Genomic DNA, 16,390 nt, shown 5'->3' with positions numbered 1-16,390 from the left:
CTCCTTGTATGTATTAGATATAGGCCGAGTTGTGGTCGTGATAAATGTGATCGCTTGCGCAATCGAACATTTTCACAAAACCATTCTCTAGATAAAGATTATATTCGTGATGTTGATCTGATAATACAATATTATCTTGCTCCTCTGAATTGAAATGACTTGAATCTGACAGCAATTCGTAATTTGGATTATCTATTTTACTAATGCTGCTTATTACTTTGCCATTACCACTTGATATAGCTAAACTATAACTATCACCATCCTTCATTATCTTGATGGACACCTTATCTTCAGGTAACACTATAAGCTTTTTCGTATCACTATCGTGGATTACGAATTTGCCTTTTTCAAAATAGTATTTGTTTTCCGGCAAAGCACCAACCTTGTATTCTGATGTGTGCAGTTTGTTCCAAAAATCTAACACAGATTGCTTTTCTGCTCCTTCCGCTCTATCATATAAGGCTTTTACATCATTATAATCTATCGTTACATTTGCCTTATGCTTCCCTTCTGAGTCCTGCTCGTAGCTCTTTTCTATTTTGAGAATTGTGTCTTTAATACTACCTGTTCTTGCTCTTTCTCCTCCACTGAAGCTGACCTTTTTGCCCTTGTTGGAATTTGTGGCTGGTCAGACTGCATTTCACTATTGTCGTTTGATGCAGTTTTCTCTTCAGCAGCTTGTGCAACAACATTAGTAGTACTATGAACTTCTGTCTTAGTTTCACTTACTTGCCCTTTTGGACTTTCGGTTTTTGTATATATTCTCTGATAGTCCGTGTAGCCTCTATTAGTATCACCGATATCACCACTACCTTGATCGAAAGTTATTTTTTTACTTCCATTTCCCATATCCTCAATTTCAACTTGAGGAGAAACAGATGCTAGGAAATCGTTATAACTGTAGTTGTAGTCAGCAGAAAAGAATATTTTACCTTTGAAGTTATGGAAGTTATTAGATAACATTCCAATTTCTTCGTCGCCATCAAACAATTTTACTTTAGTGAAATATGTTTGATCTTTTATTCTAACTATTTCACCGCTAGAGTTTCTTTGTATGTGGTAATCATTTGGGTCGTACTTTATAGCAAAAAGTTTGCCAGAGCCATATTTCTCTAAGTTTATAAGGCCCACATTTACATGTTTATGGGAATAATCTCTCTTTTCATATTCATGTGCAAATATTGGATCTATGTATCTATATTCATCTGATATATTTGGCATACCTATTGGATGTTCATTACCATCTTTTGTCACCGGAACAAGCTTATATGCTCCGTCTTTTTCCACTAATTTTAGATGAGTAATACTTTGTGGTAGTTGAAACCTTACATTTGCTCCATGGTCATGAATAAATAGATCACCTTTCTCGGTAATATAAAAGCCCATATTTTTAAATTCATGTAAGCGCTCGTCTCCTTGCTTTACGACAGCTTCATATACATCATCGTCTGTCCTATCTGTTCCCTTATTATCCAGTAATTTTCCTTTTTCCACGATTACTCCATTTGCCTTTTGCTCATCAGAATATTGTGCATGTTCTGAATCCTGATGATTCAAAATTTTGGTACCTCTAAGAAGCAGAGAATCTAAATCTTTTTGGATGTGTCCAGTGCTAGGATGCAACAATTCATTTTCATGTAAATGCGCTTCATCAAAGTATTCATCGCGTTCAACTGTTCTGCCATCTATTAGGGAAGCTTTATAATGACCATTTTCTTTTGTAACTGCCATGTAAGCACCGCCTTCGTATGAAACATTTAAGTTGTGTAATATATCCTCAAAAACGAAAGTTTCTTTAGTTTGGCCTTCAACTTGCTTAAAAAATCCTGATTCGCTCAATAATTCTCCAAGCTTTGTATTTCCGTCATATATAGACAGTGCACCCATATCTCCTTGACCATGAGCTTGCATAGAAAAAATCTTACCTTCTTGTAGATCAATATGATTTGTACCTCTTATCAAGTTTGAATCGATATTGATCATCTCTTCTAACATCTTTTCTACATCGATGTTCTTAGTCGCTTTTACTTGTTCTAAGCCAGTGTTTATGGTTTCATCAAGTAAGGTACTTTTTAATTCCTCATATTTGGAGGGAATTGAATAATATTTGTCTGAATACTCTTCGTAAGAAATCTTCCCTTCGCTATATTCTTTATTTATCTTGGGATATTCCATTTGCCTCTGCTCATCCAGATTTTTTAATGCATCATCATAAGCTTTCTTTAAATTTTCATCATACTTTGATAGCATTCTAAAAGCCTGATTTTTATACTCTAGACTGTTTCGGTACTCATTACCTTGTTGGTCAGAGTAAGTTAGTTTATCTTGTCCATCGGAAGTTTTTACTACCTTGAGGAAATGATATTCCTTTGATATATCAAGTGTATCATTTGTTGCCCTATTTATAGCACGAGCAACATCATAAAATGCAACGTGTTCTACAGGAGAAAAACTTCCAACGTTTTCTCCATCCATTTTTTCTATATTTGCTTTATAGTAGGATACGTTTTTAATTTCTCCACCCACTATTTCTTGACCAGTTGCTATGAAATCTCCTTTTGTAACTTGCAAAGCGTTGAGATGTTCCATTGCAGTTTCTGTATCATTCTCAGCAAGCCAACTTTTGAAGTCAGTATCGTGTCCTTTTATGTCTTTCAAGAAACTTTTTGACTCATCTGAGTTACCTTGACGTAAAGCATCTAGGTAGTCTCTTAATAAACTAGGATCTTTTTCCTGTAAGTACATTATCAACGCATGACCTGTTTTATAAACTAGGCTATTTGCTTCGCTGTCCTTTGAGTATTCTAAACTTAAAATTTTATCTAAATCCAAATTTGCAGCTTCGGTCTTGTCAATACTTGATCCTTGAGAATTGAATTTATGATCTGAATGATGCTCAAAGTAATCTGCAATTCCTTCCATTAATACTGTAGGTAAAGATTTGCCTCCTGTAGCCAAGTAAGTTAAACCATGTGCAAATTCATGCTGAAGATTATGAACGCCACCTTGCTGGTAGACGTACATTTCAGCAAAAACATCAGCTTTCCCTTTGTAGTAACATTTACCACCTTCGTCTCCAAGGTAAGAACCGAAACGCTCGCTTCCACCAAGGTGAGTGTAATCATCCTTGTCATCAAACATGTAAATTTTAAATGTTTGTTCTGAACTGCCGCGTTCTAACTTGAATGTATCTTTAAAACTAGTAGCTGTTTCTCTTATCTCACTTTCAATGTTAGCAACTTTACTTGCTCTTAAATTGTGAGAATAAACCTCTACTTTAATATTTAAATCTTCAACTTCTATAACATGTGGCGAATTAAACCCTTTGCCGTTATTGTTGAAGTATTCTTCTTTAGTTATATTTTTATTTACTTGTTGATTGATTGCCATGATTCTAACCTATAATTTATTAACTCTTCAAATATCAAGCATAAAGTAATTTCCCTAAAAAAAACGTAAATTCCTGTATTAATATAATTTATATCTTAATAAATAAAGTATAGATAGTTAACTTAATATGTAAAATTTAGAATATGGCTGAAATTCTATACAGCTATATTTCGGAATCACATTGGACAAGGACAAAAGCAAAGTGGTTTATTGACTTTCATTCCACCAAAGCACTATACTAAAACCACGATGGGTAATTAGCTCAGTTGGTAGAGCACTTGCTTGACGTGCAAGCGGTCGCTGGTTCGAACCCAGTGTTACCCACGTTTTTGTTCATGAAAAGATTTTATATGACAGCAGTGCATAACGGTAAACACTCAGCAGCGCAGTCCAAGCGCTTAATCTATTCCATAATAATAGTTGCGATAACAATGTTTATGGAAATAGTAGGTGGAATAATTTCACATTCGCTTGCTCTATTATCAGATGCAGGGCATATGCTCACTGACCTCTTTGCCTTGGTTTTAAGCTGGTTAGCACATAGGTTTTCAGCTAAGAAATCCGATTTGCAGAGATCATACGGGTATCATCGGTTGCAGATAATTGCAGCATTTGTTAATGGTTTAACTCTATTCCTCATTGCAGTAATCATTATAATTGAGTCAATAAAAAGGTTTATTTTTCCAGTCAATGTTGAGTGGAAAGTAATGTTAATAATTGCTACACTTGGCCTGATCTCTAATATCATAGTCTTTTTTATATTACATAGTAAATGCGAGAGCAATATAAACATAAAAAGTGCTGTACTACACGTTATAGGAGATATCTTAGGTTCTGTAGCTGCTATACTTGCATCCATAATTATCATGCTTACTGGATGGCAAATAGTAGATCCAATCTTATCAGTATTTGTTAGTGTGATAATTCTAAATAGTGGCTACAAAATTCTAAAGAATTCTTGCCATATACTCCTTGAAGGTACACCTGAGGGTATATCTGCTGAAGAGATAAAAAGTAAGATCACATCAGAATTACCTGAAGTGATAGATGTGCACCACATACATACATGGTCGCTGTCTGATAATTATTTTATAATTACCATGCATGCTAAAATAAAGCAAAATGTGCAGCACACCAATGTTTTATATGAAATAAAAAAAATATTGCTAGATAAGTTCGAAATAGCACACTCTACAGTTGAAATCGAGTATGATGAATGTGCGGATAATAAGATACTTAAACATTGACGTTTTAAATTATTATGCTATTACTAAAGTGTAATGATGTTGAAGGTAAGCTATGATAGGTATTTCTCAAATACAATTTCCTTCAAAGGAATCTAGCAGGCTAAAGTTTGTTAGTTATTTTGCAACTTTTGTTTCTTTAAGCATTATCACTAATCCCGTTAATGTTCTTTTTTCTCTTGGTACTATATTCTTCAGGTCTGAAATTAAAACTCTTTATATCTACAAAGAAATAAAAACGGCAAAACAGCAAAAGATGAGCAAAAGGGAATATTGGGAAATATTTTTTAAGAACAATACAATCAAGGTAGCAGCCTTCCTCTTGTTTTCTGCTTTTATAACATATCTAACTTTCACTACCACTTTTTTGCTTATTTCGTTACTGGGAACTATACCACTTACAATGCTATTGGTTTTATTGCAGAGTGAACTGAGACCAAAAGATTTTAACCCATTTACGCTGCTTAAAGCTTCTATAAATTTCTTTTTGGAGGGTATAAAAGAGAATTTACGTGGTATGGTTAATAGTTTTGATGTTAAGCTTGAACATTTACTGCCCCATCAATTAAATGATGATATCATTAAAAATATTGATAAATTAAAAGATAAGTATGGTGAAAAAGTATCCGAAGACGTTATTAATGATAGAGAATTTAAGCAATTTATTGAATATATAAATGATTTAAATGAACTTAATTATCGTCAATTTAGTGATGAGGATAAAGGAAGAGTAATTACATTTTTAAATGACTTTTGCAAAGATGATCAAAAGCATAGCTCCGGCTTTACAGGTGGACAGATTTTACTTTTAGTTCTGAAAGCCTGCAATGATGGAGACAGAGAAGCTGTAAAAAATAAAAAAGACGCGTTAATTACAAATTTGCTTGATAGCCAAACTTTCTCTAGAAAAGAGCGAATCCCTAACACCTGTTTTACCGGTATTGTCTACAGAATGTTAAGCACACTAGAGGGTATTCATCCTGATCCAGAAATTAGATTTACTGCTCCGCAGCAAATATCAATTTCAGAGGCAAAAAATGAAGCACGTAAGTTCATGTTAGACAGGTTAAAAAACAAAAAAAACAGTAAAGAAATTCTTAAGGCTTGGTACAAAGCTCAGAATGACCCTAACGATGAAAGTCAGAAGATAGTTGATAATTTTATTTCAGAAGTAAGTATTCCTTTAATGAGAAAATTATTGAGTTTCACTTCTCAATATAGTGAACAAATTGTGCTGATGTTAATGAAAGATATTAGTTCTATAAAGTTAGTAGAATTCTTGGATGAGCGCTTATCTTTTTATATTGCACAAGAAACAAACACAAGATGTTGTGCTGATATAAAAGAAAAAGTTTTTCTAGAGCTTTTAAACCAAAATTTACTCAAGACAGATTTTTCTCTCAAGGATTCATCTGTGGATGAAGCTAAAAGAATAGCTAGCAAAATAATAATAGGAGAAGTCGAGAAATTTAGGTCAGAAGCTGTTGAAAAGGCTAGGAAAGTTAACCCTATAGAAGTTCAAGTAGATGCTACATTGCAAAATCTGTCAGCCTTGCCACGAGAAAAGAAGTGTTGCATTGCGTATAGCAGACTAAGTAGCCAGTATAAAGGTGATGAAAGAGAGATAATGGAGAACATCTTACTAAAAAAATTAGAGATAACGAAAAAAGAAATGAATAAGATGCTAGAAGAGAATGATATACGTAAGCTAAAATTAGCACTTGATGATGCATGTAAGAAAAGTGGAAAAAGCATGGAAGAAATGATAAAAGAAGTAGAGGAAGTAGTCTCAAGTCGTTTCTCGCATGAAGTATCTGTTAGTAATATAGCAGCAGAGTCAGCATGCTTATAAAAATTTATTTTCCTTACCTTGCAGAAGATTCACAATATTTCTGTGGTGCTTTAAGAAAACTAGTGCTCCTATAATTAGTAATGTTAAGAACAAATTCCTCTGAAAAAAAAAGGACCATGCTACAGCCGTTGAAGTAGCACTGAGTGAAGCAAGGGAAGAGTATCTAAAGGCAAGAAAGACTATTATCCAAATTATTACGAATACTAAAGTAATATCAATGTTAAATGCTATCAGTATCCCTAGAGTGGTTGCAACGCCCTTTCCTCCACTGAATTTTAGCCATACAGGAAACATGTGTCCTAAAACTGCTAAAATTGCAGATATGTATATACAAAGATTATCATCAAAAAATTGTTGTGCTATATAAACGGCAATAAATCCCTTAAAGGAATCCAGAAGTAATGCCAAAGCAGCAAGAAATTTATTTCCTGTTCTTGCAACGTTTGTAGCACCAATATTACCTGAACCTATTTCTCTTAAGTTTATCCCTTTTATTCTTGTAATGATTAAGCTAAACGGTATTGAACCGAGTATGTAGGATAGTATAAGGATTACGTACCTCTCCATCATATCCACAGTTGTTGTAATTTGAAGGCAATTTGTTGCCTTGAACGACGTCGTTCCAGCGTTTCTTTTCGTATCATCTGAGTACCAGAAGGGTGTCATTCCAGTGCTTGACACTGGAATCCAGATATAAAAGTATTTGCAAATTATGCAGTTGACAACGGATTCTAGGAGCATATCTTAAAAATAATGTCCATGATGAAATAGACTGGATCCCAGTGTCACGCACTGGGATGACAAGAGAGAGTTCTGAGGTAACAAGAAGATGGTACTGAAATGACATCTGTTGTTGTACCTTCATATGCCAAAATTTAATTAATTTTATTATTCCTCAGCCTTTTTAGGTAGCACTGAACTTCATCGTTAATCTGATTGCTAAACAGTATAAGCGCTGTCATGTTGATCAAAGCTAAACAAGAGAACAAAGTTCCACCGATATTGGCAATAGCCATTATATCTTTAGAAAGGCCAGAGAAAAACGCCACAATTATTACCGCTATGCGGTATATCACTATACTTTTTGCACCGAATAAATATAGCCACCCCATTTCACAACAATATACAAATGAAATTACCGAAGAAAATGCAAACAAAGGAGCAGCTACTGTTAGAAGGATAGGAAACCATGGAGAAACTGTCTCAAATGCCTTTTGAGTAATTAATATTCCCTCACCAACACCTGTTTGGTATGCACCTGTTATTACTATCGTTATTCCAGTTAAACAGCAAATGAGCATTGTATCAAAACACGGCTCTATCATTGCAACAAGCCCTGTTCTTACTGGTTCTTCATCTTTAGTTGTTGCATGAGTAATTGAAGCAGAACCAACACCCGCTTCGCTGGCAAAGATTGCCCTTTGAATTCCAGCAACAAATGCTCCTACCATCCCTCCGCCAACAGCATTGAAATCTATCATAGTGGAAAATAATATTTTCAACGTATAACCAAGGTTATGAATATTAAATGCAATAATAATAATACAACTAAAGATATATATAAGTGACATAATAGGCACTAGTGCAGAAGATACTCTAGCTATCCTTTTAATTCCACCAATAATCACTAGAGCAAGCAGCGCAGAGATTATGGAAGAAAGAAACCAAGAGTGACCATCTACCCAACTTGAATAGCCAGATAATATGGAAACCATTTGGTTGGTTTGAAACGCTACACTTCCACCAAGACCTGATAATACAAAGAATACTGCATACATGGCAGCCAGCACAATACCAAGTTTTTTAAATCCAAATTCCTCCAGACCATTCCTTATATACTGAAAGGGACCACTAAACAATTGGTCCTGATCTTCTGTTCTATGTCTAAACGCCAACGTTACCTCAGCAAATTTTGCTGACATACCAAAAAAACCTGTAATCATCATCCAAGGCACCGCTCCTGGCCCTCCCATTGAAACTGCAATTGCGACTCCAGCAACAGTTCCAAGGCCTACTGTGCTTGAAAGTGCAGTCATAAATGCCTGAAAATGCGTAATATGACCATCATGGTGATTCGTGTCATATTTTCCACATAAAATAGCAAATGCATGCTTAAACATTCTTATGTTGAGAAATCCAAAACGTAATGTTAGAAACACATAACCAAAAACTAGTAGAAGGATTATAAATGGCACGTAAAGGATCTTGAAAAACAGCACTTCATTCATGAAGTTATTTATTCCATTCAACACAGCGTCATAACTTTCGTAAAAACCTGAAGCAGCATGCGCATCATTAAACAATAGACAAAATAACACCATACAAAGTAATCTATAAGTCATGTTTAATACCTTTAGAATTGTAATAGGAATCTATTGTACTCAAGACTTCCCTTCTCAGTAGATATATTGCAACAGCATTTGGAATCATAAGGCACATAAACAAACTGTCACCTAGATAAGATATAAATTCTATATTCTTTGACATACAACTGATATACACTGAAACCACTATAAGAATTTGGAACGGTATCAGTATTTTTTTACTACCAAATAAATACAGCAAAGCAACTTCACAGTAGTAACAATAAGCTATTATTGTGGAAAATGCAAAGGAAAACATCATTAGCGGAAAAACTAACTTGCTGAACAAGGGCAAAGCTGTTGAAAATATCGAACTAATTAGTGTAATATCACCCACGTTATCAGTGCTATGCATACCAGTGATAATTATCACAATACCAGTCAAAAATGAGATTAATATTGTGTCTATAAGTGGTGCAATCATTGCAACGCACCCAACTTTAATTGGATCTTCTTCTTTTACAGCTGAATGTGCTATAGCTGCTGTTCCGGTACCTGCTTCGTTAGCAAACACTGATCTTCTCACTCCGGCTATTAATCCGCTCAATACTCCGCTTCCTATAGCTGATTTATTGAAGATATCTTGGAATATTATGGATAGAGCATTCAGCAAATTACTTCCGTTTACATAAATTAAATATATACACATACCCACATATAGCACTATCATAATTGGTGCTAAGCTCGTTGAAACGAAAGCAATGCGCTTTATTCCTCCCAATATTACAATAAAGACAAGCAGGGATATAATAATGGATGCGTTGTATTCTAGGAGGTTATTTGATAGTGCTGCTATTTGATTTGCTTGAAATGGTATACCGCCCAAAATCATTGCAATAAGTAGCATAATCGCATAAGTGAAGGCAAGAAATCTACCAGTTTTTGCAAATCCAATTTTTGCAAGCCCGTACTTCATGTAATAAAAAGCCCCGCCAGTTGTATTTTCAGAGCGATAAGTAAATGCAAGCACCACCTCGGCAAACTTTATCGACATACCAAGTATTCCGGTAATTACCATCCAAAAAACTGCACTTGGGCCCCCTATTGTGATAGCTATTGCAACTCCTGATATTGTTCCAAGACCAACTGTTCCTGAAATTACTGTTGCAAACGCTTGAATATGAGTGATTATGCCATTGTTGCTGTTATTACACTTTAGATTGAATAGCGTCTGTATTCCATATTTAAGTAACCTAAAGTTAATGAATTTGAACTGGGCAGTACAAAAGATTCCAGTTGCAATTACCCAAATAATTATAAATGGAATGTTGAATATCTTTATATACAGAAATGAATTTAATAGTTCACTTATCTTCAAAATCATGCAGTTTTCTATTTTTTGTTAGCTAACGAGTTTTATATGTAAAATATATGTAAAACCCGATGCTTATTGGAATAGTAAGTGTATACACTATACCTAAAATTGGTAGAGTCATCCAGGGCTTACTGATGAAAAATACAATAAGTACTCCAAAAAATGACACAAATATATAGGATAGGCTTTTGGGAATATAAATATATTTTGCAGAGAAAGTTGGAATGTGACTTATCGAAAAAAATGAAATGGCCAGAAAGTAACAAGCTACGTTTCTTGTGTTAAAAAATCGCTCTATGAGAAGTAAGTATTCACTCTCATGAGATTGAAAGGTAATAATTATTGGTAACAAAGAAAGTAAAGCACACACTGGAGCTGGAACACCAGAAAAGAAAAATTTTTCCCAGTATGGTTGTTCTGAGTGTAGCGAAACATTAAATCTTGCAAGTCTTATTGATATGCAGATTACGTATATCATTACTAAAATCCAACCTATGACTTTGATTTCGTTTAGCTTCCAAAAATACAAAAGAAATGCAGGCGCTGCACCAAAATTTAGAAAATCTGCAAAAGAATCAAGCTGGGCTCCAAAATCGCTAGTTGATTTTAGAATTCTAGCTATTCTGCCATCCATTCCATCTATTATTGCTGCAATGATGATAAAAATTACTGAGAATTCCCATTGTTCATTAAATGTAAATTTAAGTGAAGTGAGACCAGAACATAAACCCAATAAAGTTATAAAGTTTGGGAATAATTTAGTAATAGGTAAGAATCTACTGTTACTTCCATCGTTATTCATATAACGTCAAAAGTAAGCTTCTCTTGAACGTTTTCCTTATTTAAGTTTGCTATAATTGTTTCACCACCAATAACAGTTTGCCCTTCTGAAACTCTGACTTCTGTATCAGCAGGAACATAGATATTCACTCTACTGCCAAACCTTATAATTCCAAACCTTTCACCTGCTTTTACGTTCTGGGATATTCCTAAATTACAAACGATACGACGTGCAATTAATCCAGCTATTTGCTCCACAATAATTTCTTTCCCCTTTTCGTATTCAATTACAATAACCTGCTTTTCATTTTCATTACTAGACCTATTGCTCATTGCGGATACAAACTTGCCTTTTTTATAACTCATTTCCTTTATCGTACCAGATATTGGTATACGGTTCACATGGACGTTCAAAACACTTAAAAATATGCTAACAAGCGTAAACTTCTTCTCCTCTCCGTTTTCTGCTGATAAAGGATAATTAACTTCTTCAATTTTTGAAATCACACCATCAGCAGGACTTAATATAAGATTCTTATTGTTTGGCACAGCTCTTGCTGGATCACGAAAGAAATAAGTACACAATAATGTCGGAAACAAGCACGTAACGCCAAACCCCCAAGATATAGAGAATGCTATACACGTTACTATAAAGGAAACTACTATAAATGAATAACCTTCCCTGTTTATATTAGGTAAACCAAAACACATAATCTTATTAACAATAACCTATTGTTAACAATTTATCATTTATAATTTCTCATGAAAAGCTTTTTTTAACTGCTTCAGCAAAGTCTTTTTGATACAAGGTAACATTACAGATTGTTATATTAGCACATAGAATTACCGTCATACTGTAACAACCCGTCCAACACAAAATCTAATGCCTAAGTTTAGATCAGAAAACTGATTCTTCTAAAAGTTGCTCACTATCCTCGTCTATTATGATAGAATTATCATGATTTCTGAGTAAATCTCTGATTTTCGTTTCTATTTCATTTGCGACTTCTTTGTTTGTTTTTAGGTAAGTTTTTACATTCTCTCTTCCTTGCCCAAGACGTGTGTTGTTATATGAATAGTAAGCGCCTGCTTTTTCAAGCACACCAAGCTTTGCTCCCATATCTATTATTTCTCCGAGTTTTGATATACCTTCATTGTACATTATATCAAATTTCGCTTCTCTAAATGGAGGAGCAACTTTATTTTTTACAACTTTAACTCTTGTTTCATTACCTGTAATATTTTCTTTGTCTTTTATTACACCAACTTTTCTTATATCAAGCCTTACAGAAGTATAGAATTTTAATGCATTTCCACCCGTGGTAGTTTCAGGATTTCCATACACTACTCCTATTTTCATACGAATTTGATTAATAAATATCAATATACAGTTCGCTTTTGAAACGGCAGAGGTTAGTTTCCGTAGCCCATGACTTAGAAGCCTTGCTTGCAGCCCCATATGTTGATCACCCATATCACCTTCAATTTCAGCTCTTGGAGTTAATGCTGCGACAGAGTCAATAACTATCACATCAACCGCACCAGAACACACTAAATACTCAACAATATGCAACGCCTGCTCTCCAGTGTCTGGTTGTGAAATCACTAAATCATCAGTGCTTACCCCAAGTTTACGAGCATATAAGACATCCAATGCATGTTCTGCATCGATAAATGCGCATGATCCTCCTTTTTTTTGTGCTTCAGCAATCACGTGCAAGGCAAGAGTGGTTTTACCAGAACTCTCGGGGCCAAATATTTCAATTATACGCCCTTTTGGCAGACCTCCAACACCTAGAGCCGAATCAAGCGCAATTGATCCTGTGGATATTGTGTCTATTTTTTCTACAGGGTTTTGCTTCAACTTCATTATTGCACCTTTACCGAATGCTTTTTCAATCTGGCTTATTGCGTTATCTAGCGCTTTTTGTTTATCACTATTTCTTTCTTCTGGGTTACTTGCCATAGATCATTTATTAATTTATATAATTCTCTATGATAATCAAACGCGAATAACCTGCCAAGGTTTTTCTAGTATTTATGTATTATTTCAATGAAAAATATTAACGTTTTCATAAAGCAGATATTTGTTTGCCTTCGTTAGTAACACACTATACTTTAGTGTACGAACGTTGCAATTTGCAGCATAGCAGGTGGTGTCATCCAAGTAGCCAACACTGAAATGACTAAATTCGAAATGGCTACATGAATTTATTGTAAATTACTACCGTATAAGGTGCGATGCAACAAAGCCATTCCAGTGTCAGCTACTTGAATGACACCTCTTAGATGGGTCAGCTACTCAGATCTGCCATGAAAACTGCAACCCTAAATGTTGGAGCACTGTCGTACACTAAGCGCTGTAATGACAATTTTAGTCGCTTCATACACTTATCATGCTAGTCATAACAGAAATAATTTTTACCAAAGATATTTATGAAATAATTGACATAGTTTGGAAATATGTATATTATAGAACATTAATAGTTAGTTAATTTGTAGGTGTAATGTGGCTAGAAATGTTTTGAATGAAAATGAGTACCACGCTTTAAAGCAGTTGTTTTTAACATTTAATATTCAAAAGGAGGATGTGGTAAATTCTGACATTAAGAATATTAAGAAAAAGCTTAGTCAACAATACCGTAAATTATCGTTAAAATATCACTCAGATAAAAACCCAAACAATAAAGAAGCGGAGGAGAAATTTAAGGTTATTGCATTAAATAAGCCATTTTTTGAAGAATTTATAATAGAGCCATTGGAGAAAGGTCTCAATAAAAGAAATAATTTAATAAAAGAATTACGCGGTAAGTTGTGGAGTCGCAGTTATGAAGAATTGCAAAAATACTTAGATGATAAGTGCAGAAATAAACTCTATAATAAGCAGCAGTCAATTAACAATAATGTAACTGCTTATGTAAAATATTCTTCTTATTCAAATCTCTTAGGAGTTCTTTTAGTATCCTTCACATCAATTGCATTTTAATAATTAATGGTATTTCTTCTAATGTACCAATAGCAGTAGGTTTTCTTGCTCCCTTGTTAGCAGGATCTATTTTGAGTCTAGCTGTTAAGAGCATTTATACTAGAAATGGGAAAGAGTTTAATCATCAGACTAATATTTTATTATTGTTTAACTTTGACCAAGAATGCGAAAATTTTTCAAAGAGTGATAGGACTAAATTAAAGTGGCTAAAAAATTCAGTTATTTTGAGCAACACAATCTGTACATCTTTAATGTTTTTCGGTGTGGGATTAGATTTAGTTGCCAACGGCTTTGGTATAACTAACTCTATGATGTTATCCGGCTTATTACTTTCATTACCATTTACGCTTTTAATTGTTACTTCACCTATTTTAAATGCTGCAAGTAATTATATTCTCAAAAAGACAGCTATAAATTCAATTGAGGAGCAATTTAAAGGTGATGATCAGTTTATAGAAGTCGATAACGAAAAGCCAAGCAGTACTATGAGCAATCAAAGTTATTTCCCCATCGGTCAGTTAATATCATCAAAGTTAGCTATTCTCCATAGCGAAGTCTCTAGCTAGGAACAATGAGCCACAGATTAGTATGGTTTTGACGTTTTGGATAGAGGCTTTTAATATGTGATTTGATATTGCATCGCCAATTGACTCACACTCAATTGCTTTTATTCCTATGTTATTGGCTTTTTCCCTAATCAAGTTTGTATTTGTTGCTTTGGGCTCAGACTTAACACAAACCGCACATAGTAGCTTGATATATGGCTTTAAGTGCTCTAAGAACTCTTCCACATTTCTGTTACGAGTAACACCAAAAATTATATAGATACCTTCAGCAAAATTATCTTTTACCCACTGAAATAGTACTCTAGCACCATCATTATTGTGCGCACCATCTAAAAATAATTGCCAATCTTTTGGTAGTAAAGAAATTAAATTGCCCTCTTTTATACGCTCCAGTTGTGCAGGCCAATAAGTGCACTGTAAACCTGAAGTGATATCCTCTTCTCCAATATCAAATCCATATTTTCCACTCAAAATGCTACATGCTGCAATAGCATTGCCTGCATTGATTATTTGGTGATCACCCTTTAAAGACGGCAAAGGAAATTCTATTGATTGAATAGCTGATTGGAAAACCATTTTGTTGTTCTTTTTTTTGCAATTCCATTCAAAACCTCCTCTATATAAGGGAGATTTCTTATTTATTGCGTGGTATTCTAGCGTGTTCATTATAGATTTTTCTTGTGGTGCTATCACGCAAGGAACATTAGGTTTCATTATTCCAGCCTTTTCACCTGCTATAATTTCTATAGTAGGGCCAAGATATTCCGTATGATCAAGTGCAATGGAAGTAATTATTGTTAAAATCGGACTATCTATAACATTTGTTGTATCAAGTCTTCCACCCATACCCACTTCAATTAAAGTTATATCGGCTTTGTGACGAGAAAAAGCTAAAAAAGCTGCAATAGTTGCAGCTTCAAACAGAGTGATAGGTTGTTCTGCAATTACGGCACGGCATTCTTCTAACAAGCTATATAATTCATTATCGTCGATATAACTGCCTGCAATAACTATTCTTTCATTAAAATTCACCAAATGTGGAGAAGTGTATGCGTGTACCTTATACCCTGCTGCTTGCATTATATATCTTATAAATGCTAGTGTTGAGCCTTTCCCATTAGTTCCAGCTATATGAATTACGGGAGGCACTTTTTTCTCGGGATTATCTAGTTTACTAAGAAAGCTTTTTATGCGATCAAGAGAAAAATCATTCGGCCTGCTACCAAGTGGCTTAGGCCAATGAGGCATATATATCATAGATTATTGTTACATTTTAATTCACCTATCACACTTGCTATGCCATGCGTGTCAATCTTCTCACTAAATTGAGAACGTTGATTAATAGCAATACTTATTCCACTCATTACAACATCACTTATCAAGAAAGAACTGTGATTTTTAGTAACTTTAAAATCAATATTTGTAAATTCTTCATCACCGTAAGAGAACCTTGTGCCAATTAAGCAAGTTTCATCGTCAACTGCTTTTGTACTCATTATGATCATTTCACTATTACTCATGTATTTAGATAAAATTTTAACGCACAAACGTGTAAGATACACTTCATACTCTCTTAAGAAATCTTCCCTTTCCTTCCGGGTAGTCAAAACCCAATATTTTCCCATGACAAATCGAGATATTTCTTTGAGGTTAACATTATTCTGAATGACCTCCTGAAGCTTTTCGTGTACATGCTCTAGGTTTTTTCTATTTCCTTTTGTAGATATGCTGTCTACTTGTTGTTTCATAGTATGCACAAAAATTTTGTGATCTGTACAATTAGTGTAAGCACTTGAAGAAATTACAATAAAAACAATAATGATTAAAACTTTAGTAATATTCATAAGATATACTTAAAATGCAAAGTTTAATAAAGATTAAATAACAATTACTG

The 16,390-nt window shown here is 34.2% G+C and carries 12 protein-coding genes, 1 tRNA gene and 2 pseudogenes; 5 read left to right on the top strand and 10 right to left on the bottom strand.

Annotated elements, in window-relative coordinates:
* Positions 1–13: 13 nt before the first annotated feature.
* Positions 14–3,390, bottom strand: a pseudogene (locus OPR39_RS05465) (peptidase M2).
* 251 nt (positions 3,391–3,641) lie between these two features.
* Between OPR39_RS05465 and OPR39_RS05460 the strand changes: the two are divergent.
* The 3 genes from OPR39_RS05460 to OPR39_RS05450 all read left to right on the top strand — a co-directional run bounded on the left by OPR39_RS05460 (position 3,642) and on the right by OPR39_RS05450 (position 6,486).
* Positions 3,642–3,714 (top strand) — tRNA-Val (locus OPR39_RS05460).
* Positions 3,715–3,740: 26 nt separating this feature from the next.
* Positions 3,741–4,637 carry a cation diffusion facilitator family transporter gene (locus OPR39_RS05455; RefSeq protein WP_015589346.1) on the top strand — a complete coding sequence of 299 codons (897 nt, stop codon included), beginning with the start codon at positions 3,741–3,743 and terminating at the stop codon, positions 4,635–4,637.
* 52 nt (positions 4,638–4,689) lie between these two features.
* Positions 4,690–6,486: a hypothetical protein gene (locus tag OPR39_RS05450; protein ID WP_015589347.1), complete on the top strand. Its 1,797-nt coding sequence runs from the start codon at positions 4,690–4,692 to the stop codon at positions 6,484–6,486.
* Here the strand turns inward: OPR39_RS05450 and plsY are convergent.
* The 7 genes from plsY to recA form a co-directional block, all read right to left on the bottom strand.
* On the bottom strand, positions 6,481–7,053 hold the full coding sequence (gene plsY, locus OPR39_RS05445; protein WP_015589348.1) for a glycerol-3-phosphate 1-O-acyltransferase PlsY: 573 nt from the start codon (positions 7,051–7,053) through the stop codon (positions 6,481–6,483). The genes OPR39_RS05450 and plsY overlap by 6 nt on opposite strands.
* Positions 7,054–7,126: 73 nt before the next feature.
* A complete protein-coding gene (locus OPR39_RS05440) occupies positions 7,127–7,333 on the bottom strand; it encodes a hypothetical protein (RefSeq protein WP_081600804.1) in 207 nt (68 codons plus the stop codon).
* A gap of 28 nt (positions 7,334–7,361) precedes the next feature.
* Complete coding sequence (locus OPR39_RS05435) at positions 7,362–8,828, bottom strand: alanine/glycine:cation symporter family protein (protein WP_015589349.1); 1,467 nt, start codon at positions 8,826–8,828, stop codon at positions 7,362–7,364.
* Positions 8,818–10,173, bottom strand: coding sequence for an alanine/glycine:cation symporter family protein (locus OPR39_RS05430; protein WP_265039322.1), 1,356 nt, complete (start codon positions 10,171–10,173; stop codon positions 8,818–8,820). The genes OPR39_RS05435 and OPR39_RS05430 overlap by 11 nt, the downstream gene beginning before the upstream one ends.
* A 22-nt stretch (positions 10,174–10,195) precedes the next feature.
* Positions 10,196–10,966: a CDP-alcohol phosphatidyltransferase family protein gene (locus OPR39_RS05425; protein ID WP_015589351.1), complete on the bottom strand. Its 771-nt coding sequence runs from the start codon at positions 10,964–10,966 to the stop codon at positions 10,196–10,198.
* On the bottom strand, positions 10,963–11,655 hold the full coding sequence (locus tag OPR39_RS05420; protein WP_007548750.1) for a phosphatidylserine decarboxylase: 693 nt from the start codon (positions 11,653–11,655) through the stop codon (positions 10,963–10,965). Before OPR39_RS05420 ends, OPR39_RS05425 begins: the two co-directional genes overlap by 4 nt.
* Positions 11,656–11,842: 187 nt before the next feature.
* The gene (recA, locus tag OPR39_RS05415; RefSeq protein ID WP_010963008.1) at positions 11,843–12,910 is read right to left on the bottom strand and encodes a recombinase RecA; all 1,068 of its coding nucleotides are present in this window, start codon (positions 12,908–12,910) and stop codon (positions 11,843–11,845) included.
* Positions 12,911–13,534: 624 nt separating this feature from the next.
* Here recA and OPR39_RS07290 point away from each other — a divergent pair.
* Together OPR39_RS07290 and OPR39_RS05405 are read left to right on the top strand one after the other, a co-directional pair.
* Positions 13,535–13,663 (top strand): annotated as a pseudogene (locus OPR39_RS07290) (DnaJ domain-containing protein); the annotation flags it as partial.
* A 338-nt stretch (positions 13,664–14,001) separates the two neighbouring features.
* Positions 14,002–14,496, top strand: coding sequence for a hypothetical protein (locus tag OPR39_RS05405; protein ID WP_231115854.1), 495 nt, complete (start codon positions 14,002–14,004; stop codon positions 14,494–14,496).
* Here the strand turns inward: OPR39_RS05405 and OPR39_RS05400 are convergent.
* Both OPR39_RS05400 and OPR39_RS05395 read right to left on the bottom strand, forming a co-directional pair.
* A complete protein-coding gene (locus OPR39_RS05400; RefSeq protein WP_265039317.1) occupies positions 14,464–15,753 on the bottom strand; it encodes a bifunctional folylpolyglutamate synthase/dihydrofolate synthase in 1,290 nt (429 codons plus the stop codon). The genes OPR39_RS05405 and OPR39_RS05400 overlap by 33 nt on opposite strands.
* Positions 15,750–16,340 (bottom strand): MlaC/ttg2D family ABC transporter substrate-binding protein, encoded by a 591-nt coding sequence (locus OPR39_RS05395; RefSeq protein WP_015589354.1) that lies wholly within the window; start codon positions 16,338–16,340, stop codon positions 15,750–15,752. Before OPR39_RS05395 ends, OPR39_RS05400 begins: the two co-directional genes overlap by 4 nt.
* Positions 16,341–16,390 lie beyond the last annotated feature (50 nt).

Origin of the sequence: Wolbachia endosymbiont (group A) of Yponomeuta plumbellus (assembly GCF_947251575.1) — a bacterium.
GTDB classification, from domain to species: domain Bacteria; phylum Pseudomonadota; class Alphaproteobacteria; order Rickettsiales; family Anaplasmataceae; genus Wolbachia; species Wolbachia pipientis.
The sequence above is the reverse complement of the archived record's forward strand: the minus strand, read 5'-3'. Positions and strand labels throughout refer to the sequence as shown.